The 20,221-nt window shown below is 68.7% G+C and carries 19 protein-coding genes; 8 read left to right on the forward strand and 11 right to left on the reverse strand.

Features of this window, described 5'->3' with window-relative positions; all coding sequences use genetic code 11:
- The first annotated feature begins 209 nt into the window (after positions 1–209).
- The 4 genes from ABZ857_RS14330 to ABZ857_RS14345 are packed head-to-tail and all read left to right on the forward strand — an operon-like array spanning position 210 to position 3,503.
- A complete protein-coding gene (locus tag ABZ857_RS14330) occupies positions 210–653 on the forward strand; it encodes a hypothetical protein (protein WP_357042785.1) in 444 nt (147 codons plus the stop codon).
- The gene (locus ABZ857_RS14335; RefSeq protein WP_357042788.1) at positions 650–1,873 is read left to right on the forward strand and encodes a divalent metal cation transporter; all 1,224 of its coding nucleotides are present in this window, start codon (positions 650–652) and stop codon (positions 1,871–1,873) included. Before ABZ857_RS14330 ends, ABZ857_RS14335 begins: the two co-directional genes overlap by 4 nt.
- 44 nt (positions 1,874–1,917) lie before the next feature.
- Positions 1,918–2,682 carry a hypothetical protein gene (locus tag ABZ857_RS14340; RefSeq protein ID WP_357042791.1) on the forward strand — a complete coding sequence of 255 codons (765 nt, stop codon included), beginning with the start codon at positions 1,918–1,920 and terminating at the stop codon, positions 2,680–2,682.
- 50 nt (positions 2,683–2,732) lie between these two features.
- Positions 2,733–3,503, forward strand: coding sequence for an alpha/beta fold hydrolase (locus tag ABZ857_RS14345; RefSeq protein WP_357042794.1), 771 nt, complete (start codon positions 2,733–2,735; stop codon positions 3,501–3,503).
- A gap of 374 nt (positions 3,504–3,877) precedes the next feature.
- On the opposite strand, the gene ABZ857_RS14350 is transcribed toward ABZ857_RS14345, so the two are convergent.
- On the reverse strand, positions 3,878–5,314 hold the full coding sequence (locus ABZ857_RS14350; protein ID WP_357042797.1) for an aldehyde dehydrogenase: 1,437 nt from the start codon (positions 5,312–5,314) through the stop codon (positions 3,878–3,880).
- Positions 5,315–5,458: 144 nt separating this feature from the next.
- Entirely contained in the window at positions 5,459–8,521 is a 3,063-nt protein-coding gene (locus ABZ857_RS14355) for a M14 family zinc carboxypeptidase (protein ID WP_357042800.1), read from the reverse strand.
- Between the two features lie 212 nt (positions 8,522–8,733).
- Here ABZ857_RS14355 and ABZ857_RS14360 point away from each other — a divergent pair, with 212 nt between their 5' ends.
- A complete protein-coding gene (locus ABZ857_RS14360; protein ID WP_357042803.1) occupies positions 8,734–9,630 on the forward strand; it encodes a hypothetical protein in 897 nt (298 codons plus the stop codon).
- On the opposite strand, the gene ABZ857_RS14365 is transcribed toward ABZ857_RS14360, so the two are convergent.
- Positions 9,612–10,892 carry a GH1 family beta-glucosidase gene (locus tag ABZ857_RS14365; RefSeq protein WP_357042807.1) on the reverse strand — a complete coding sequence of 427 codons (1,281 nt, stop codon included), beginning with the start codon at positions 10,890–10,892 and terminating at the stop codon, positions 9,612–9,614. The two genes, ABZ857_RS14360 and ABZ857_RS14365, sit on opposite strands and share 19 nt — an antisense overlap.
- A gap of 76 nt (positions 10,893–10,968) precedes the next feature.
- Here ABZ857_RS14365 and ABZ857_RS14370 point away from each other — a divergent pair, with 76 nt between their 5' ends.
- Positions 10,969–11,613, forward strand: a complete 645-nt coding sequence (locus tag ABZ857_RS14370; RefSeq protein ID WP_357042810.1) for a TetR family transcriptional regulator — start codon at positions 10,969–10,971, stop codon at positions 11,611–11,613.
- A 180-nt stretch (positions 11,614–11,793) separates the two neighbouring features.
- Here ABZ857_RS14370 and ABZ857_RS14375 read toward each other — a convergent pair whose 3' ends face one another.
- On the reverse strand, positions 11,794–11,955 hold the full coding sequence (locus ABZ857_RS14375; protein WP_357042813.1) for a hypothetical protein: 162 nt from the start codon (positions 11,953–11,955) through the stop codon (positions 11,794–11,796).
- Between the two features lie 151 nt (positions 11,956–12,106).
- Entirely contained in the window at positions 12,107–12,316 is a 210-nt protein-coding gene (locus ABZ857_RS14380) for a hypothetical protein (protein WP_357042816.1), read from the reverse strand.
- Positions 12,317–12,807: 491 nt separating this feature from the next.
- Here ABZ857_RS14380 and ABZ857_RS14385 point away from each other — a divergent pair, with 491 nt between their 5' ends.
- Complete coding sequence (locus tag ABZ857_RS14385; protein WP_357042819.1) at positions 12,808–13,800, forward strand: hypothetical protein; 993 nt, start codon at positions 12,808–12,810, stop codon at positions 13,798–13,800.
- An 85-nt stretch (positions 13,801–13,885) separates the two neighbouring features.
- Here ABZ857_RS14385 and ABZ857_RS14390 read toward each other — a convergent pair whose 3' ends face one another.
- The 5 genes from ABZ857_RS14390 to wrbA form a co-directional block, all read right to left on the reverse strand.
- Positions 13,886–14,188, reverse strand: a complete 303-nt coding sequence (locus ABZ857_RS14390; protein WP_357042822.1) for a hypothetical protein — start codon at positions 14,186–14,188, stop codon at positions 13,886–13,888.
- Positions 14,189–14,193: 5 nt separating this feature from the next.
- Positions 14,194–14,781, reverse strand: a complete 588-nt coding sequence (locus ABZ857_RS14395; protein WP_357042825.1) for a hypothetical protein — start codon at positions 14,779–14,781, stop codon at positions 14,194–14,196.
- Complete coding sequence (locus tag ABZ857_RS14400) at positions 14,778–16,814, reverse strand: hypothetical protein (RefSeq protein WP_357042828.1); 2,037 nt, start codon at positions 16,812–16,814, stop codon at positions 14,778–14,780. Before ABZ857_RS14400 ends, ABZ857_RS14395 begins: the two co-directional genes overlap by 4 nt.
- A 447-nt stretch (positions 16,815–17,261) precedes the next feature.
- Positions 17,262–17,576 (reverse strand): YciI family protein, encoded by a 315-nt coding sequence (locus tag ABZ857_RS14405; protein WP_357042832.1) that lies wholly within the window; start codon positions 17,574–17,576, stop codon positions 17,262–17,264.
- 8 nt (positions 17,577–17,584) lie between these two features.
- Positions 17,585–18,193 carry an NAD(P)H:quinone oxidoreductase gene (gene wrbA / locus ABZ857_RS14410; protein WP_357042835.1) on the reverse strand — a complete coding sequence of 203 codons (609 nt, stop codon included), beginning with the start codon at positions 18,191–18,193 and terminating at the stop codon, positions 17,585–17,587.
- A gap of 135 nt (positions 18,194–18,328) precedes the next feature.
- Between wrbA and ABZ857_RS14415 the strand changes: the two genes are divergently transcribed.
- A complete protein-coding gene (locus ABZ857_RS14415) occupies positions 18,329–18,919 on the forward strand; it encodes a helix-turn-helix domain-containing protein (RefSeq protein ID WP_357042838.1) in 591 nt (196 codons plus the stop codon).
- A 383-nt stretch (positions 18,920–19,302) separates the two neighbouring features.
- Here ABZ857_RS14415 and ABZ857_RS14420 read toward each other — a convergent pair whose 3' ends face one another.
- Positions 19,303–20,214, reverse strand: coding sequence for an aldo/keto reductase (locus ABZ857_RS14420; protein ID WP_357042841.1), 912 nt, complete (start codon positions 20,212–20,214; stop codon positions 19,303–19,305).
- Between the last annotated feature and the right edge of the window lie 7 nt (positions 20,215–20,221).

Genomic DNA, 20,221 nt, shown 5'->3' on the forward strand with positions numbered 1-20,221 from the left:
TTGATCCCGATCGCCGCCACACGCCGCCGGCGCACAGGACCCTCGATGGCAACGCCGATGCCGCGAGCCGCATTCCATCCTGTCTAAACGCTTTCCGTTTGGGCAGGTGGGTCGGCTGTGACGGATGAAGGTCTCGTGCTGCTGATCGCCTGGGCGGAGTTACTCGTGCCGCTCCTCGTCCTCGCCTACGTCCTGCTGCGGCGGCGCACATGATCCCGCCGGCTCGGCTGGCGCCGCCCGTCCTCCTGACGGCACTCCTGCTGTCCGCCTGCGTCAGCCCCGCATGGGACGACCACGACTACGCGCTCAAGGCCGGGAAGACGGCCGAGTCGGCCGTCTCGGCCGTGCGCTTCGCCCGTTCCGCCGTGGCGCACCGGGACCGAATGACCGGGCCGTACGCCGAGGTCGTGCTGACCGAGGCGGTGCAGGACCTGAGCAGCGTGAACGACCAGTTCGGCGGCGTGCAGCCGCCCTCGGACGCCTCCGACCGGGTCAGGGACGAGGTGCTGCGCCTCACCGAGAAGGCCGAGAGCGAGGTGGAGGACCTGCTCATCCAGGCGCGCCGCGACGGGGTGAAGGACCCGGCGGCGGCCGTACGGGAGCTGGACAGGCTCGCGCGCGAGCTGAGCGACTTCGCGGAGAAGCACAGGTGAAGAAACTGATCGCGGTCACGCTCGGCATCCTGACGGCCTTCGGCGGCTTCGTGGACATCGGCGACCTGGTCGCCAACGCCGTCGTGGGGTCGAGGTTCGGGATGTCCCTGGCGTGGGTGGTGGTCGTCGGCATCATCGGGATCTGCGTCTTCGCCGAGATGTCCGGCAGGATCGCCGCGGTGTCGCAACGGCCGGTCTTCGACCTCGTCCGCGAGCGCATGGGCCCCCGGGCCGGGCTGGTCAACCTCGGCGCGTCGTTCTTCATCAACGTGCTCACGCTCGCCGCGGAGATCGGCGGCGCCGCGCTCGCACTGGAGCTGGCGACGGGCCTCAACTACCTGTTGTGGGTGCCGCCCGTGGCCCTGGTCGCCTGGCTGGTCATGTGGCGGGTGAAGTTCGAGACCATGGAGCGTGTCTTCGGGCTGGCCGGGCTCGCGCTCGTCGTGTTCATCGTCGCGCTGTGGCAGCTCGGGCCCGACTGGGGCGAGCTGACCACGCAGCTCACCCGGCCGCCCAAGGACGAGGGCGTGCCGACCTACCTCTACTACGCGATCGCGCTGCTCGGCGGCGCGATGACGCCGTACGAGGTGTTCTTCTTCTCCTCGGGAGGCGTAGAAGAGCGGTGGACGCGCAAGGATCTGGTGACGGCGCGGGCCAACGTGTTCGTCGGCTTCCCCCTCGGCGGCCTGCTGTCGCTGACGATCGCGGCGTGCGCGGCGACCGTGTTCATGCCGGTCGAGGCCGAGCCCGACTCGCTCGGGCAGATGGTGCTCCCGGTCGCAGAGGGACTGGGCAAGATCGGGCTCGGTGTGGTGATCCTCGGGGTGTTCGCGGCCACGTTCGGCGCGACGCTGGAGACCGCCCTGTCGTCCGGCTACTCGCTCAGCCAGTATTTCGGCTGGCAGTGGGGCAAGCACGTGGTGCCGGGCCGGGCCGCCCGGTTCCACGTGACCGTGCTGGCCTCGGTGATCGTCGCGACCGCGCTGATCCTCACCACCATCGACCCGATCAAGGTGACCGAGTATTCGCTGGTCTTCTCGGCCGCGGCCCTTCCGCTCACCTACCTGCCGGTTCTCATGATCGCCAACGATCCCGACTACATGGGGGAGAAGGTCAACGGCAGATTCAGCAACGTGCTGGGAAGTTTCTACATGGTGCTGCTTCTCGTCGTGGCGGTCGCGGCCATCCCCCTGATGCTCGCGACGAAGGCGGGGCAGTGACGACCCGGCTGGAGGAGGTGTGATCGATTAACGAGCACGCACGGGTGCTGCACGCCCGCCTGCACCTGCTCGACCGGCAGGTCGTCAGGGAGAGCGACGACCGCCTGCTGTGCAAGGTGGACGACCTGGAGGTGCGGCCCGGCGACCGGCCGTACGTCACCGCGATCCTGTCCGGCCCGCTGGCGCTCGGCCCGCGGCTCGGCGGCCTGCCGGGATGGCTGATGACGGAGACCGACCGGCTGTTCCGCGGGGAGGAGCGGCCGGGGCCGTACCGCATCGAGATGAGCCTGGTGACCGAGATCGGCAGCGCCGTACGGGTGGCCGGCCATCGCCAGGACCTGGCACTGGAGCGCTGGCTGACCAGGAACGTCGTCGGCCGCATCCCGGGAGCGGCCGGTACGGAGGAGCAGGACGCCCCGGAGAGGACCCTCAGGGTGCGGGAGAGGCAGGAGGACAGGCCGGACACCATGCGACTCGGCGGGCTGCTCGGCCGTAGGGTCCGCGGCCCGTCCGGGGAGGTCGCCGGAGACACGGTGGACGTCCGCCTGGTCCAGGACGGGCCGCTGCTGGCCGAGGTCCGTCAGGCGTTCCGGCTGGCCGGGCTGCTGATCTCCCGGCGGCGTGCCGGTCAGCTCTTCGGGTACGAGCGGGGCCCCGGGCTGTGGCGGCCGTCGCTGCTCGGCACCGTCGTGCGGCGCATGCACGGCGAGATCCGGTACGCCGAGTGGGACCAGATCGAGTCGCTCGACGACGAGGAGGTCAGGCTGGGGGTCGCCTGGGACCGGCTGCGCTCGACGGCCGACCTCTGAAAGATCCCCGTCGCACAGGGGGTGAAGTGGTGGGAAATAAGGTCGGGGGCATGGCTCTCGCTGCTGCTTTCGGAGCGATGCTGCGCACGGCGGACGGTGTCCGCATCGACGCGGCGCACACGCCCAACGGCTCACTCGGCCGTGCTTCTCTCGATCTGGGAATCGTCGTCGCGCATGGCTTCACCGGCACGTGGAGAGGGCCGGACACCCGGCGCATCGTGCACGTCCTGTCGAAGTTCGGCGGGGTGGTGTCGTTCGACTTCCGGGGGCACGGGCGCTCCGGCGGCCAGTCCACGGTGGGCGACCTGGAGGTCCTCGACGTGGACGCGGCGGTCAAGCACGCCCGCGCGATCGGCTACCGCCGGATCGCCACGGTCGGGTTCTCGATGGGCGCCGCCGTGGTCGTGCGGCACGCCGCGCTGCACGGAGGCGTGGACGGGGTGGTGTCGGTGAGCGGCCCGGCCCGCTGGTACTACCGGGGCACCAAGCCCATGCGCCAGGTCCACTGGGCGATCGAGCGCTGGCACGGCCGGTTGGCGGCCCGGCTGGTCAAGCGCACCAGGATCGCGGTCGGCGGGTGGGATCCCGTCCCCCTCCCGCCGTACGAGGCGGCGGCCCTGGTCGCGCCCACGCCGCTGCTGATCGTGCACGGCGACCGGGACCCGTTCTTCCCCACCGAGCACGCCTACCAGTTGTACGAGTGCGCCGGCGAGCCGAAGGAGTTGTGGATCGAGCCCGGCTACGGCCACGCGGAGGCTGCGGCCACCCCCGACCTGGTCCGGAAAATTGGTCACTGGATTTCGCGAACCAAATCCCCATAAGGGTCGTCTATGAGGGTTGTGCGGATCCAGTGCCTCCTCTGCGGGAGACACCGAGCGAGCCGGAGGGGCGCGCCGCCGGTCTGGACTGAGGAGCGTTTGGGAGCGAAGCGACCAAGCGCGACGAGGGACGTGCTCATTGCGTGCCTTCGGCTCGACCAGGCGGAAGTGAGCGTCCCGATGGTGAAGCGGGAAACACCGCACCGCCGATCGGGGGATCGGCGCACACCTTCACGCGGGTGTGGCCCAGCGTCGCGGGGGCGCGCTGGGCGGTTTCACCGGCCCGGTACGGCACGCACGCCGTACCGGGCCGGAGGGACGCGTTCCGCCCACGTGTTCAGCCCACGCGTTCCGCCGGGACGCGTTCGGCCACGGGTTCAGCCCAGGCGGGCGATCGACTTGGTCTCCAGGTAGGCCGACAGGCCCTCGGGTCCGAGCTCCCGGCCGAGGCCGCTGGCCTTGAAGCCGCCGAACGGCGTGTTCGGGTCGAGCGTGTGCATCATGTTGACGCCGTACGTGCCGGTGCGCACCCGGCGGGCGACGTCCATCCCGTGGTCGGTGTCGGCGGTCCAGACCGAGCCCGACAGGCCGTAGTCGCTGTCGTTGGCGATCCGCACCGCGTCCGCCTCGTCCTCGTACGGGATCACCGTCAGCACCGGGCCGAAGATCTCCTCACGGGCGATGCGCATGTCGTTGGTGGCCCCGGCGAAGACGGTCGGGGCGACGTACCAGCCCCGGTCGTACGGCCGGTCGAGGCCGCCGACGACCGGCTTGGCGCCCTCCTCGATGCCCGACCTGATATAGCCCTCGACCCGCTCCTGCTGCCGCCTGGCCACCAGCGGCCCGATCCCGGTGGCCGGGTCGGCGGGGTCGCCCACCCGCTGGCTCGTCACCATCTCGGCGACGGCCTGGACGACCTCGTCGTACCGGTTGCGGGAGGCGAGGATGCGGGTCTGCGCGACGCACGCCTGGCCGTTGTTCATCAGCGAGGCCATCGACAGGAAGCCCATGGCGGAGGGCAGGTCGCAGTCGTCCAGGATGATCGCCGCCGACTTGCCGCCGAGTTCGAGCGTGCAGCGCTTGAGCTGTTCGCCGCAGATCGACGCGATCCTGCGACCGGCGGCGGTCGAGCCGGTGAAGGCCACCTTGTCGACGCCCGGGTGGGAGACCAGGTGCTCGCCCGCCTCGCGGCCGGCCGCGACGATGTTGACGACCCCGGCCGGGATGCCGGCGTCCTTGATCATCTCGGCGAGCAGGTAGGAGTCGAGCGGCGTCTCGGGGGCCGGCTTGAGCACCACGGTGCAGCCCGCGACGAGCGCCGGGGCCAGCTTGGTCATGGAGACGAACTGGGGGACGTTCCAGGGGACGACGGCCGCCACGACGCCGACCGGCTCGCGGCGGACGATCACCGGGCCGAACAGGCCGGGCCGCTCCTCCTCGACGGGGAACGTCGCGCCGAGGCCAGCGTAGTACTTGAGCATGCCCAGCGGCTGCGGCGCCTGGGCGAGCTGGGAGAACGTGATCGGAGAGCCCATCTCCGTGGTGATGGTCTCGGCCATCTCGGCCTGGCGCGCCTCGTAGATCTCCGCCAGCCGTCCCACGATCGCCGCGCGCTCGGCCATCGTCATCCGCGGCCAGGGCCCGTTGTCGAAGGCGTCCCTGGCGGCCGCGACGGCCCGGTCCATGTCGGCGGCGGTGCCGTCCGGCACCCGGCCGACGACCTCCTCGCTGTGAGGGGAGATCACCTCGATCGTGCCCGTGCCCGCGGGGGCCACCCAGTCGCCCCCGATGAACAGCGTCTCGTGCTGCAGCATGCCTGCCTCCTGATCGGGCGCGCCTTCGCGCACACAGTGAGACCGAACCATGTTCTGCTCTGCCTTGGCAAGAGCCCGCGCTGCCGGGGGTCCGGCCCGCGCCGGGTGGCGCGGGCCGGACGGTGCGGCTCGGATTCGGGGGCCCTACGGAAGCGCCCGCCCGAGCAGGTGGGTCATCGCCCGCCGGACCAGGTCCGTCCGCATGGCCTGCGTCGTCGCGCCCTCCGCGCCGAAGCCGAAGTAGACCGTGTCCTTCGTGGTGATGCCCGCGCCGTCGTCGAGCGACCGGTCGCTGCGCGCCCAGTCGTTCAGCGCGGTCCCCGACCCGGGAGGCGGCCCGGCGACGGTCCAGCCGCCCAGGTCGTCCTCGAACGAGGTCTCCGCGACGGTCGCGCCGTCGGCCCTGACGGTCATGTCGTCGAGCCACACGCCGAGGCCCTGGGTGCCCCAGTCGCTGATGTAGGAGATCGACACCTCGACCTTCTTGCCCGCGTACGCCGTCAGGTCGACCGACCACTGCTGCCAGCCGTTCGACGAGCCGGAGGCCGCGTGCCACGCACCGGTCGTGCCGGTGGCGGTGCAGGACGACGCGCCGTCGTACGTCTGGTAGTGGGCGGTGAACGGGTGGATGTCCACCCAGCCGGCGGCGCAGCTGTCGCCCGCCTCCTGCGAGGTGTGCCCGTTGGCGTCGGGCAGCGTCGTCCAGTCGTCCTGGCCCGCCGTGTGCGCCTCGACGGTCAGGAAGTCCCAGTTGGGCTCGGTGTTGTACGACGTCCAGAACGACAGCTCGCCGCTCGTCTTGCCGGTGAGGTCGATCGTCCTCGTCAGGCGCTTGTAGGACACGTCCGCCTGGCCGCTCTGCACGTCCCAGGCGCCGGTGTGCGGGCTGAACGGCGCTCCCGCGCCGTACTGCCACTTCAGCGGGGCCGAGCTGGCGAACTGCGGGAACCGGTCGGCCGGCAGGACCGAGGAGGTCGTGACGAACGAGGAGGTGCGGTTCTGGTTCCCGGGCGAGTCGCCGCCGTTGAGCGTGCCGGTGAAGCCGGCGAACGCGCCGCCGGCGCCCCGCAGCGGCAACGTGTTCCCGTCGCCGTCCTGGCCGCCGCCCTCCACGTAGGTGTAGGCGCCCAGGTAGTACTGCACGAAGTCGTTGCTCAGCGAGAGGCACGGCGGCTTGCTCAGGGTCGTGCACTCGGGTTGCGCCGGGTAGTCCGGCTCATACCAGTAGGAGCCGTTCGTGTTCTGGGCGTACAGCGCGTACTTGCCGGTGGCGAGCAGCTTGCCGCCCTCGTTGAGGTAGTCGCGGAACGCCAGCTCCAGGGCCTCGGCCAGATTGGCGGCGCTGCCGCCGGGCTGCCCGGACGCACGGGGGATGATGTCGTCGCCGGTCTCCCAGACGACGGCCTTGTAGTGGCTGAGGACCCCGAGCGGATGGGGCGCCTTGCGGCCGTTCTTGTCCACGTCGTACACGTCGGAGGAGTAGCCGGCCTCCGCGAGCGCCTTGGCGTAGTCGTCGGCGTACTTCGCCTCCGTGACGCCCTGGGCCGGGCTGATGCCCGTGACGTCCTCCGCCGCGACGATCAGGACCTTGCCGCCGATGTCCGTGGCGACCTTGTAGGTGAACTCCTCGCTCTTCTTCGTGAGCGAGTGGAACCACACCTTCACCGTGTCGCCGGGTTTCGCGCCCTTGACCGTGCCTCTGAGCTGGTGGAAGTAGGTGTCGTAGCCGTCGCCGTACCGCTCGCCGCCCTTCCACTCGGAGGTGGGGGCGATCTTGGTGCGGCCGCCGTTGATCTGGTAGTCGAGGAACACCGGCCCCAGCTTGCGCTTGGCGTCCACCTGCACGACCTGGTCGGTGCCGTAGCTGACGTCGAACGCGTCCACGACGAAGTCGGGCACGGTGTTGCCGAGGTGGCTGACCGGCTCGCTCGGGTCGAGCGCGGACTTCACGACGTCGAGCGCGAAGGGCAGCTGTTTCTCGAACTCGGCCTGCACCAGCGCCTCGTCGTCGGGGAAGACGAAGCCGCAGCCGTCGCATCCCTCTTCCAGCTCCGGCGTCCACGCGAGCGTGCCGTACGCCTTGTGCGCGTGGTCGGTGGTCTCGCCGTTGGTGGTGTAGAGCTCGGCGCCGACCCCGGGGTCGAAGCCGGGAACGGCCGGGTTCTCGTCGGTGCCGGTCAGCGCCAGGTAGACGGGGTCGTCCGCGGTCTTCGTGGCGACCTGCCAGCCCTCGGGATACAGCAGCAGCGGGCCGAAGGAGTGGTAGTTGACCTGTGCCTTGAAGCGCAGCCGCTTGAGCAGGCCGTCCATGGCCCGGGTCTCGGGCTCCGACATCGGGCCGGTGCCGCGGTAGGTCTCGCTGCTGAAGACGCTGGACGAGCCCTCTTCGTCGTACCCCCACCGGGTGGGGAAGTTGCGGTTGAGGTCGACGCCGTCGTTGCCCGTGATCTGGCCGTCGCCGTCGTTGTCGCGGAGGTTCTTGCGCCAGAGCCGGTTGCCCTCGGTGAAGGTGAAGTCGTAGCCGTCGGGGTTGGCGACCGGGACGAACCACACCTCGGTGGTGGTCAGCAGCCGGCCGATGTCGGATTTGCCCTTGTTGGCCACCAGATACTTCAGCAGCCGCATGTCGACCTCGGTCGCGATCCACTCACGGGCGTGCTGGGTGGCCGAGTAGAGCACCGCGGGCTTGACGCCGTCGGGCAGCACCCGGGCCAGCTTCGTCAGCTTCAGCGCGAGGATGTCCTTCCCCTGGAGGGTCTTGCCGATCGTCTCCAGCTTCGCGATGTCCTTGTTGGCGTCCGCGATGGATCGGAGCTGGTCGGCGATCCCGCCCTTCTCCGAGTAGGACTTCCAGACGGTGTATCCGCCGGCCGCCTGCGCCTTGGCGGCCTCCAACTGCGTCTGGCCCTGGGGGTTGCGCACCGGCTGCGGCCGGTAGCCGAGGATCTGGAGCTTCTTGAGCTCGGCGGGGGTCGCCGTCAGTTCGACGTGCTCCTTGTCGCCCGCGGGGTGCCGCTGGACGACGTCGAAGCCCTTCTGGGTCAGCGTGCCCGAGGTGCCGGGCGCGCTGTCGAGCTGGTAGAGGTCGGCTTGGTCCTTTGGGGGGAGCGGGTCGCCCTGGCCGGCCTGCGCCGGGGAGACCGGCAGCAGGAGCGCCGCGCCGAGAGCCGCGGCGGCCAGAGTCGAGACGATCTCTCGTCGGGACATCGGTGAGCCCTTCGTGGGGGGTGACGATCTCCCGAATCTCTGCCTGGGTCAAATCGCGTTCAAGTGCGGTAAGGCGACGCGTAAGTCTCGAATTGGTCACAGCGCGGGGAATCCGGCGGCTGTCCGCTTTAGACCCAAGAGTTTCACCTGTTCCGGTAGCAGACGTAAAGATCGTCTTCTATAGTTTCAGGCCGAATCCGAGTGGAGGTCGCGTGCGGTCGGGACGCTGGGCCAGACTGGCGGTGGTCACCACCGCGCTGCTCGTCGCACCGTCCGTCTCGGGTGCGCTCACGGCGGAGGCCGAGCCGAACCCGCAGGCCAAGCTCCGCAAGCTCACCCAGGAGGCCGCCGCGCTCCAGAAGGAGTACCGCGGCGAGATCCTCAGCCTGGAGGACGCGAAGAGGGCCGCGCAGAAGGCGTCCGGCAGGGTCAGGAAGCTGAAGGTGGACCTGCTCGCGGCCCAGCGCCAGGTGGCCGCGTTCGCCCAGACCTCGTACATGAGTGGCGGCGCGGACGCCTCCCGGCTCTTCTCCCTGTCGGCCGACCCGAGCTCACTGGCGATGCTGGCCTACCTGGGCACCGCCAGGACCGAGCGGCTCAACAGCGTCAAGGACCTCGTCGCCAAGCAGAAGAAGGCGGCCGCCGCGGCCGCCGACGAGATCGACAAGCTGCAGGCCCACATCAAGGAGCTCAAGTCGAGGCGCGGCGAGGTCGAGCGGCTGATGAAGAAGTACGGCTTCCAGGCGCCCGACGCCGGCAGCGGCCTGACCCAGCGCATGATCTCGACGCGCAACGCCATCATGTCGCAGTTCCCGATGCCCTTCGGCGTCGGCTGCCTGCGGCCCGGCGATCCGGGTGAGCACGGCAAGGGCCGGGCCTGCGACTTCATGATGAGCAGCGGCGGCCGCATGCCGGACGCCGCGTCGAAGGAGCGCGGTGACGCCCTGGCTCAGTGGTGCATCCAGCACGCGAGCGAGTACGGGATCATGTACATCATCTGGCAGCAGCGCTTCTACGACATGCGCACCGGCGCGGGGTGGCGGATGATGTCCGACCGCGGCGGCATCACCGCCAACCACTACGACCATGTTCACGTGTCGGTGCTCTGAGCCTCCAGGAACTTCCGCAGCCAGTGGTAGGACGCCTTCGGGGTGCGCTGCTGGGTCTCGAAGTCGACGTGGACCAGGCCGAACCGCTGGTGGTAGCCCTCGGCCCACTCGAAGTTGTCCAGCAGCGACCAGACGAAGTAGCCCCGCAGGTCCACATCCGCCTGCCGCATCGCCGTGATGTGGCCGTCGAGGTAGGCGATCCGCTCCTGGTCGTCCAGGCCGTCGTACGAGCAGCCGTTCTCGGTGATGTAGACGGGCGGCAGCGCGTCGCCGTACCGGGCCTTGAGGGCGTCGAGCAGTTCGCGCAGGCCGTCGGGGACGACGGGCCAGCCGAAGGCGGTGGTGGGAACGCCCGTGATCTCCTCGAACCGGAACGGCAGGCCGTCCCCGCCGGGGCCGCCGATCCGGGTGGGGTTGTAGTAGTTGATCCCCAGGCCGTCGAGCGGCTGGGCGATCGTCTCCAGGTCGCCGGGCTTCACGGGGATTTCGACGCCGAACGCCGTCAGGTCGGGGTAGGCGCCGGTGAGGACCGGGTCGTTGAACAGCCGGTTGTGCAGGATGTCGTACGTCTCGGCGGCGGCCAGGTCCTCGGGGGAGTCCGAGGCGGGCCAGACCGGGGTGCAGTTGTTGGTGATCAGCACCTGCTCCGCGCCTGCCGCCCGCAGCGCCTGCGTGGCCAGGCCGTGCCCGAGCAACTGGTGATGGGCCACCGGCAGCGCGTCGAACATGAGCGCCCTGCCCGGGGCGTGTATGCCCAGGCCGTATCCCTCCACCATGTGGACGAACGGCTCGTTGAGCGTGATCCACATGCGTACGCGGTCGGCCAGCCGCTCGGCCACGACGGCGGCGTAGTCGGCGAAACGGCGGGAGGTGTCACGGTTGAGCCAGCCGCCCCTGTCCTCCAGCGCCTGCGGCAGGTCCCAGTGGAAGAGCGTCGGCACCGGAGTGATGCCCTGCTCGCGCAGTGCGTCCACGAGGCGGTCGTAGAAATCGAGCCCGGCCTGGTTGACCGGGCCGGCGCCCGTGGGCATCACGCGCGGCCAGGCGATGGAGAAGCGGTAGGCGTTGACGCCGAGGCCGGCCATCAACGCCACGTCCTCGGCGTAACGGTGGTAGTGGTCACAGGCCACGTCGCCGGTGTGCCCGTCCCGGACCTTGCCGGGCGTGTGGGAGAAGGTGTCCCAGACGGAGGGCCCTCTGCCGTCCTCGGTGACCGCTCCTTCGATCTGGTAGGACGCGGTGGCCGTACCCCAGAGGAACATGATGCCGCCTCTCTCCGCTAATATGAGGAGAACTCATGTTAACCCGGTTGTGTGAAAAGCGGGAGAGAATGGCTGAATGACCACAGGGGGAGCGTTGCGCCGACGGCCCGCACAGCGCCGCAGTCAGGAGCGGGTCGAGCGCATGCTGGACGAGTGCGCCCTGCTGCTCGACGAGGTGGGGTACGCCGCCCTGACCACCAAGGAGGTCGCCCGCCGGGCCGAGGTGCCGATCGGGACCTTCTACCAGTTCTTCACCGACAAGCAGAGCCTGGTCCGCGCGCTCGCGCTGCGGAACCTGGAGGCGTACCTGGACCGGATCGCGTCCCGGCTGGCCGCCGCGCCGCTGTCCGACTGGACCGACGCCGTGGACCTGGTCGTCGACGAGTTCGTCCGCATGAAGCGGACCACGCCCGGCTTCGGCGTGGTGGACTTCGGCGAGGTCCTCTCCGCTCCCGGCGGGCCCGCCCTTCCCGGCACCCAGCGGATGCTCGACGAGGCGCTGGAGAACAACGTGGTCGTCGCCGACCGGTTGCGTTCTCTCCTTGTGGACCTGCTCGGCGTGGCGCCGGGCGACGGCCTGTCCCGCGCCTTCGTGGTCGCCGTCGAGGCCGCCGACGCCGTGCTCAAACTGGCCTTCCGCGCCCACCCCGGCGGCGACCCCGACCTGATCGCCGAATGCAAACGCCTCGTCCGCCGCTACCTCTCCGACCACCTGGCCTAGGCACGCGAAAGCCGGGCCACCACCTGCGGAGGTTAACCCGGCTTCACTTCGTGACTCCGAGCGGGTCACGCGTTGCTCAGGATATTGGGCTTCCGCTTCGGGTGCAGCAGCTTCGGCAAGGCCGGACCTGCCTGCCGTTTGGGGGGGCTTATGGCAGGCAGGCAGGTCGCGGTGCCGTGGTCAGGCGGCGGTGGGTGGGGTTTCCATGGCGGCTACGGCCGCAAGGCCGATGAGGTGGAGGCCGAACGCCTCGGCGGCCGTCAGCGTGGCGACGGGGAGGTCGTCCAGTTGGAGATGGACGAGCGGGCTGTCGTCGCGTGGGTGAGCGCCAGATCGAGCCATAACTGCGGTAGCTGACCGTCGGCGAACCTCGGGTGCCTGCTCAACTCGATCGAGTGGAGCCAACTGTTGTGGATGCGTACGCCCGGCCGCTCGCCGGTGTGGGCCTCGATGCACCAGGGCGGGCATGCTCGATGGCCTAGGAGCGCGAGGATCACGGCGTCACCGCCGTGGTGTCGGCCAGGCTCTCCTGCTCCGCCATGACCCGGCACAGTTCCTGCAGGTCGTCGGCGTCGACCGTACGCAGGGCTCCGGCCTCTTCGGCCTTCTGGGGAAAGGGGCGCTCGCGGGTCGCCCAGAATCGGCCGGCGTCGCTTCGCATGATGCGCCAACCCGCGAAGACCGTGCCTCTATCGTTTGTCATCGGGTCAGGACCTCCGATCCTGATCAAGGGACCCGTACGGCGGTGCAGTCGCCTGCGGGTCCCGCTGTTTTCGCGGCTGAAGTGCCGTTTCCCGTTCATACTGAGGCGGGATCACAGGTCGATTGAGGGTTTTGAGCTGGCCGAACAGCAGAGCCAATATCGCCAATTCTTCGGGAGCGTCGGGGAGGGGCATGTCGCGTAGGCCGAATCCGGTGGATCCCGGTGCGTCCCCGCTGCACCTGTTCGGTGCGGCGTTGCGCCGGATGCGGGGTGATGTGCCCCTGACCAGGGTGGGAGAGCAGATCCTTACCGATTGGTCACGGATTGCCCGATGGGAACGCGGGGAATGCCTGCCTCATGTCGATTCGGTACGCCGCCTCGACGGATTTTTCGGTGCGGACGGATTCCTGATCGCGCTGCACCGGGCGGTGACCGAATTGAATCGGCTCCGCGCCGAACCAACAATGCCGGACCAGGGCAAAGGTGAATCCATGGAGCGTCGTCGCCTGCTGCAACTGGCGATCGCGAGTCTCGGTATGGGGGCGCTCGGCGGTGCCGCTGCCGACGAGCCGGTACGCCGTCTGCTCGACCTCGCGATGAACGGCGAACCTCGAAGCGTCGAGGACTGGCACCTCGCCTGCGCCGACCACCTGCATGCACTGCGTACCCGGCCTCCGGCCCAGGTGGCGGCGGATCTGCTCATCGATCTGATGGCCGTGCGGCACCAGATGGAGACCTCGACGCCGGATGACGCGACCGAGTTGCACCGGGTCACGGCGGCGCTCGCGTCCGTTCACGCCAACGCGCTGACCCGGCTCGGCGAGCACGGCGCCGCCCTGCGCTGGTGGCGTACGGCCCGCCAGGCCGCCGACGCCTCCGGGGATCTACGACTGCGGTTGCTGGTGCGCGGCGAGGAGGCCGGCCACGGTCTGTACGGCCAGCGCGACCCGGAGACCGTTCTCAGCCTCGTCGAGAGCGCCGAGCGCATCGCCGGAGGACCCAGCGTGGACCTCCTGACCACCCGAGCCAAGGCCCTGACGGTGCTCGGCCGGCACGACGAGGCGCGTAGGGCGCTGGACGAACTGCTGAGACTGGCCTCGGCGGGTGTCACCGCCGACTCCTTCGGCTTCTGGAAGCCCAACCAGATCCATTTCGCGGAGAGCTGGGTCCACGCCGGAGCGGGCAACGAGCCCGAGGCGGACCGCGCACGCGAGGACGTACTCCGACTCACGCGGGATTATCAGTACAACGCGAACGTCTGCCTGCACGAGGCGCTGTGCACGGTCGCTCAGGGCGGCGTGGACCAAGGGATGCGCCAGGCGGCAACGGTGATCGACCGGCTCGCCCCCGCCTACCGAAGCCACCACATCATCCAGACCGGGCGCATGGTCCTGCACGCCGCACCACGTGACCAGCAGGACCGGCCCGCCGTCGGCGAGCTACGCGAAATCCTTACGCTCGCATCCGCGAGCAGCAGGGCTTGACCTTGCACTCAAGCGGCAAGCCGCAGGCCCTGCGATCGCCAGCGAGGTCATTGTTGGGTTGAGGTGGGATGGCCGGTGGATGTTGTCAGAGCAGGCCGTATCTGACTCTGATCGTCTTCGCCTCTTCCTCTGTCACCTCTGGCGGCGTGCGGGCCAGCGCCTGGCGCAGGTCGGACAGGATCCTGTCGCTCGCGGTACGGACGCGGGAGCGGTGCTGGGTGAACTCTTCGTCGAAGCGCCTGGCCGCCGGACCCGTCCACACCGTCCCGTTATGAAAGTGCAGGTACGGCCCCTCGACGCGCTGCTCGATCTCATCGATCAGGGGTTCGACCGTCCGCAGAGCGTTCTGCAGGGCCGTATGCAGCGGGTTGGTCACCAGTTGAGCCACGAGTGTCACCCCTTGGTCGGTGCAGGAGAGGGACTCTTCGAGGGAGCGCTCGCGTCAGTGATCAGCTTGGGCGCGATCAGCTTCATCAACGCCACCACATCCGCCATATTGTCCCGGTCTTCAGCTCCCACCTCCAGGCGGATGCTGAGCGCTGCCTTGCCTCGCACAAGCAGGGCGGACGCCTCGTTGTCCTTGCTATCAGGGGGCTCGAAGTAGGAGCCGATCGACCCGGGAACGATCTCCGGTAGTGGTGAAGCACCAAGCCGGATGTTCTCCTCGACCTCCTCCGGGAATCCGCTCGGCGAAAGGTCGACCAGCAGCACCTTCAACTGTTTCCCGTTTCGCTGATACACCGCGCAACTCCCGTCACCGATCCCATCGGAGATCGACAGGTCGAAGAAACCACGTGCCACCGGACTGTGAAGTCCTGTCATCAACTCCACTGCCCGCAGAGGAATGTAATCGCAGATATAGGGAGGGGCGGCCAGGGCAGGCAGTGGTGTGTGATTCGTGGGTTCGTGTTCGGATTGACATGCGGTCGTCGCCAGCGCCGTAGCCGACAGCGCCAGTATCGCGAGCCTGATCGCCCTCATGGCTGGTACTGAGAGAAGCCGCTTTTAAAGCCCAAATCCAATCGGTCCTCAACCTCCTGCCATGTCTTCCCTGCTGGGCCCTCGTGCAGCCATCGCTCATACGCCTGCAACCTCTGGTCTTTCCCGATGCCGTTGGTCGCGCCTTTGCTGATCATCTCGTTCCTGCTCATTAGCGTTTGGCCGTCATCTTCCAGAAAGTTGTTGGGATTGGCGCGAGGATCGCCACCCTTGCTCAGTCCTTCCAACGAGGCCCATGGGTGGGTGTTGGCGGGGGATGCGGCCGTTCCGAACAGCCCATGCTTCAGCATCGCCTGTGCGGTCAGGTCGTGCAGCAGAGTGCGAGTTTCGTTTACAGCGACGTTGGCGTCGCTGCGAGCCTTGCTTTCCGCTTCTCCTTCGATGCTGTCTTCGATCATTCCGGTCCATGCCCCCACGACGCCATTGGTGACCGGCCAAGTTCCTGACTGCGGTATGGCTAGTCCTGTGTTCACCATGGCGGTAAGAACCTTGACGTTCCGCTGCTGCGTCTTGTCCAGTTCTGCACCTTCTTCTATTTTTGCCAGGCCGGCGGCATCGGTGATAAGGGCGAAACCCGCCCCTATTCGCTTCGCATTCGTCATGAGAACATGGTCGCCATGTCCGGCTGTCTTCTCTGCGGCCCCGTAATCGATTGCCAGGCTGCTGAAGGCGGTCTGCGCGGCTACAACCGGGGCGAACGCCGATGAGTCGACGAATGCCTCCTGCATTACCTGGCGCAGTTCCTTCAAGTCGAACTGGGCGCCCCAGGGATCCTGCTGAGGGATGCTTGGATTGTCGGCTCCCCATACCGCGGGAACACTCGTGCCGGCTCCGCTTTGAGCGACGCGGTTGATGTCGATGATGTAACCGGCGAGGATGCGGCCGGTTGTGGGCGCGGGGACGAGTGATTCGGGAGGATCGCCGGCGTCGATTCGCTGGGCCTGCAGGTGGACGAACTCGGAGGCGAGCAGGGCCGACAGGTAGCCGCGGGACGGCTGGTCCGGTGAGCCGTCGTGATCGCGGAAGGTGAGCATCGCGGCCTCCAACGCCTTGCCCAGCGCCTTACCGCCGTCTTGTGTGTAACGCTCGGTCAGGAAGTGCTTGAGCGCCGTGGCGTCCTTGGCGAAGAAGTCCTGAGCGGCGGCCGCATTCTCACTGAGCGCCTCCATCAGCGGCACCATGACGTCCGGCGAGGAAGCGGGCAGCTTGCTCCGGGCGCGGTCCCAGGCGTCCAGTTTCCTTGCGGCCGCCACCAGGAATGACGTGTCCGCCTTGCCGTTCTTCAGCGCGAGCGCGACCGCGTATGCCTCTTTCGGATTGGCGGTGGCCGGGGGAGTGAGCTGGTCGCGCCAGGCCGGGCTCAGCCGGGAACTCGCCGTGCCCAGCGCGGCGCCGAGGGCGGCCTGCAACCGCGTCACCTTACGATCGTCGCCGTGGTCGACGGTCTTCGCCATCAGTTCGCGGAAACCGACCGCGCCAAGAGCGTTCATCAAACCGGCGGCGAAGGCGGGGTCGCCCTTTCGCTTCTCCAGCGCCTTCAGCGTCTTTTCGTCGATCTCGCCCTTTTCGGCGGCCTGGGTCACCGTGGTCACGGCTGCGTAGACATCAGGGTTATGGGCTGCCTTGCCGTACAGGGTCTCGTCGAAGTGGTTCAGGCCGCCGGGGACGCCGGCTCCGGCACTCCACTCGCTTTCTTGAGCGCGGATCGTCTCGCTGCGGCGTCGCAGGTCCGGGCGGCTGGCCGTCAGCCAGTTCCTCATTTCACGGAGGGCGCCCAAGCCTGACGTGTCCAGGTTCAGCTGCCGCAGCGTCCGGTCGATGATCTGCTCGTTGCGGCCGAGCGCGTCTTCCGCACGGCCGAGTCCGTGTTCGAAGTCGTCCATCGCGGCGGGATCGATGCCGGAATAGCCGTCACTGATGCCGGCGATCGGTGACGTCTGGGGCTGAGCGGAGGGCGTGGCGGTGGGCGGGGTGCCGCTCGGCTGCCGTGTGGCGGGAGGGGGCTCGGGAATCAACGAGGGGTGCGGAGCCAGTGAGGGCGCTGGTGACGAGTCTGACGCTGATGACGGTGAGGCCATGAGGTGGCGAACTCCAGCGCGGTCGGCGGAACGCGACAACTCCAGCGCAAAGATTACGACCAAATCCCGCCATAGTAAAGATAAGTAGCAAGTTCGGGTATAGCTTGCGAATTATCGTAACTCGGTGACATGCGCGACCCCAGAGGACCGGGAACTTGCGCTGTTCCCGCTCATTTCTGTTCGCTGCGTTTTTCTCGTTGATGAAGTCCCGCCTTGGCCCGCTGACGATTGAACTGGGAGCTTTGCACCGTCATGCGGCAGACCCGTCGTCACGCGGCACGCGGCAGGCGGCAGGCGGCCCCGCCAAGGATTGCCGTCATCCCCTTTGGGGGTCTCCACTCGGCACCATGGTGTGGCAACCCGGGCCCCGCGCTGGGGACAGGGTCAGTCTCGCGACGCCGCTGTGGCGCTCAGTAGCTCTGCCAGAGCCGGATGAACCCGCCCCGGCTCGATCGTCGTGATCGAGTAGGTCGCGATGCCGTTCACGACGAACGGATCCTCGGCGCTGACCCGCTCGATGGTCTCGCGATCCACGCCGCACGCCACGATGGCCCCGCCCTGTGACGAGGGCACCGTCTGCCCCGAGACCAGGAAGACGCCGTCCGCGTGGTGTCGTTCGAGATAGCCGACGTGATCCCGGACGAAGGGGGCGGCTTCTTTCTCGGAGCCGGTGTAGGAGACGACCAGCACGTGCAGCATTCCGCCATTCAAGCAGCTCGGCCGGCCAGGAGGCGGGTCGTGATGTCCGCCAGGCGTTCGCCCTGGTAGCGGGCGGCTGCGAGAGTCTCCTCGGACGGGGCGCCCGCGCCGCCCGGGTGGGCGGTGCCGTACGGGTTGCCGCCCGCGGGGTACACCACCGGGTCGGTGTAGCCGGGCGAGACGATGATCGAACCCCAGTGGTGGAAGGTGTTGTAGAGCGCAAGGATCGTCGACTCGTTGCCGCCGTGGGCGTTGTGAGCGCTGGCGAAACCGGTGGCGGGCTTGTTGGCCATGACGCCCTGCTGCCAGATGCCGCCCGTGGTGTCGATGAACTGCTTGAGCTGTGAGGCGATGTTGCCGAAGCGGGTCGGCGAGCCGAAGGCGTAGGCGTCCGCCCAGATCAGATCGTCCAGCGTGGCGACCTCGACGTCTTTGGCGGCCTCGATGTGTTCGCGCCAGGCCGGGTTGGCGTCGATGGCGGAGTCCGGAGCGAGTTCGGGGACGCGGCGCAGCCGGACGTCGGCGCCGGCCTTCTCCGCACCCTCGGCGACCGCGGTGGCGAGCTGGTGGACGTTGCCGGTGGCCGAGTAGTAGATGATCGCGATCTTGGCACTCATGATGACGTCTCCTCCGAAGCGATGCGCGTATGACCGCCAAATCGGATAGTTATCCGGTTCGCCTCGAAGTAAATCGGATAGATATCCGTTTTGCAACCTCTGGAGGTAGATCTCTGGTCGGGTAGCCTCGGGAGCATGCCCCGCACTGAGCTTCCCGTCACCGGACAGGCGCTGCCGGAGCGTGCGGACGCCGCCCGGAATCGGCGGAAGATCCTCGACGCGACCGCTCGCCTCATAGCGGAGCAGGGCCCGGAAGCCGTCACCATGAACGCGGTGGCGCACGCCGCGGGGATGGGTGTCGGCACCGTCTATCGGCGGTTCGGTGACGTGAGCCGCCTCCTGTTCGCGGTGCTGGATGACGGTGAGCAGCGTTTCCAGCACGCTTTCATGTCCGGTCCACCGCCCCTCGGCCCCGGCGCCCCACCCGCCGAGCGGCTGCGCGCCTTCCTCCACACGGTCGCGGACCGGATCATCGAGCAGGGCGCGATCATGCGGGCGGCGGAGAGCGCCTCACCGGGAGCCCGCTACCAGAGCGGCGCCTACCTCACCATGCACACGCATGTGTCCATGCTGCTGCGTGAGATGAGACCAGACTCGGACCCAGCGGTCCTGGCCCACTTGCTGCTCGCGCCGTTCGTGCCGAGCCTGTTCGAGCACCTCACGGTCGAATGCGGTGTGACGGAGGACCAGATCAAAGCCGGCATCGACAGCCTGCTCGAACTCTAGCGATGGCCGCCCGCCTCATCGAGGTGGCCGTGACATGACGACCCACGCGCCCATGCCGTACATCGCCAGCCGGAGCACGGCGAAGGCGGCGGCGACCGGATAGCGCAGCCCGGAGGGCATGTATTCCTGACCTCCTGGCGCTCCACTGCGGTGGTGTGGAGCGCCCCGGAACTCGCTCGCCGGCTGCAGGGGCCCTTCTCTGGTGACGTGCCCGAAGTGCCCCGCCCGCTCGGTGAATCATGATGGCATCACGCATGCGGGGACCGGACATCCGAGGCGGACGGATGGGCGAGGCCGCTGAGTGTGGGAGGCGTGCCCCGGCGGCGGATGTGGGGTGGTGCCACCGCCAGGAGCGCCGGAGGTCAGGTGGGGGTCAGGCGGGGTCAGGCGGGGGCGTCGAGGCGGGCGATCTGCTCGTCGCCGAGCTTGACGTCGACCAGGAGCTCTTCGAGCTGGGCGATCGAGCTGACGCCGACGATCGGGATGATGTCCTGCGCCCGCAGCCAGGCGAGCACGACCTGGTTGCGTGTCGCGCCGAGCTCGCCCGCGACCTCGTCCAGCACGGCCAGCCGCCTGGTGGTGCCCGGGTGGTCGTAGTGCTCGGGCAGCGGCTTGCCGGCGTACGCGCCCGCCAGCAGCGAGGTGTAGACCCACAGCGTCAGGTCGCCCTCGGAGCGCACGTAGTCGAGCAGTTCCTCGGTGACCAGGGTGTGCCCGCCCTCGGGCAGCCGTACGCCGGGGCGGGGGCAGAGGTAGGAGTGGCGTAGCTGCACGTGGCCGTACCGGGTGCCGCCACGGGCCGCCGCCAGTGAGCGGGCCCGCTCCAGCCGCCACACCGCGTGGTTGCTCGCGCCCACCTCCTTGGCCTTGCCGGCGAGCACCAGTTCGTCGAAGGCGGCGACCGTCTCCTCCAGCGGCGTGGACCTGTCGTCGATGTGGGCCCAGTACACGTCCACGTGATCGGTGCCGAGACGCCGCAGGCTGCCCTCGATCGCGGCCCGGACAACACCGGCGGACAGGCCTTCGGCGGCGTCGAGCGTACGGGCGCCGGGCACGGACGGGCGGGCGCCGCACTTGGTGCTGATCACCACCTTGTCGCGGTTGCGCCGGGAGGCGAGCCATCGGCCGATGGTGGCCTCGCTCTCGTCGCCGGTCGCGCCCTCCTGCCAGAACGGATAGTTGTTGGCCGTGTCGAGGATCGTTCCGCCGCCTTCGACGAAGCGGTCGAGGATGGCGAACGAGGTCGCCTCGTCCACGGTGGTCCCGAAGGGGATCGTTCCCAGAGCGATTCTCATGCCGACC

This window comes from Microbispora sp. NPDC046933 (genome assembly GCF_040644635.1).
GTDB lineage: Bacteria > Actinomycetota > Actinomycetes > Streptosporangiales > Streptosporangiaceae > Microbispora.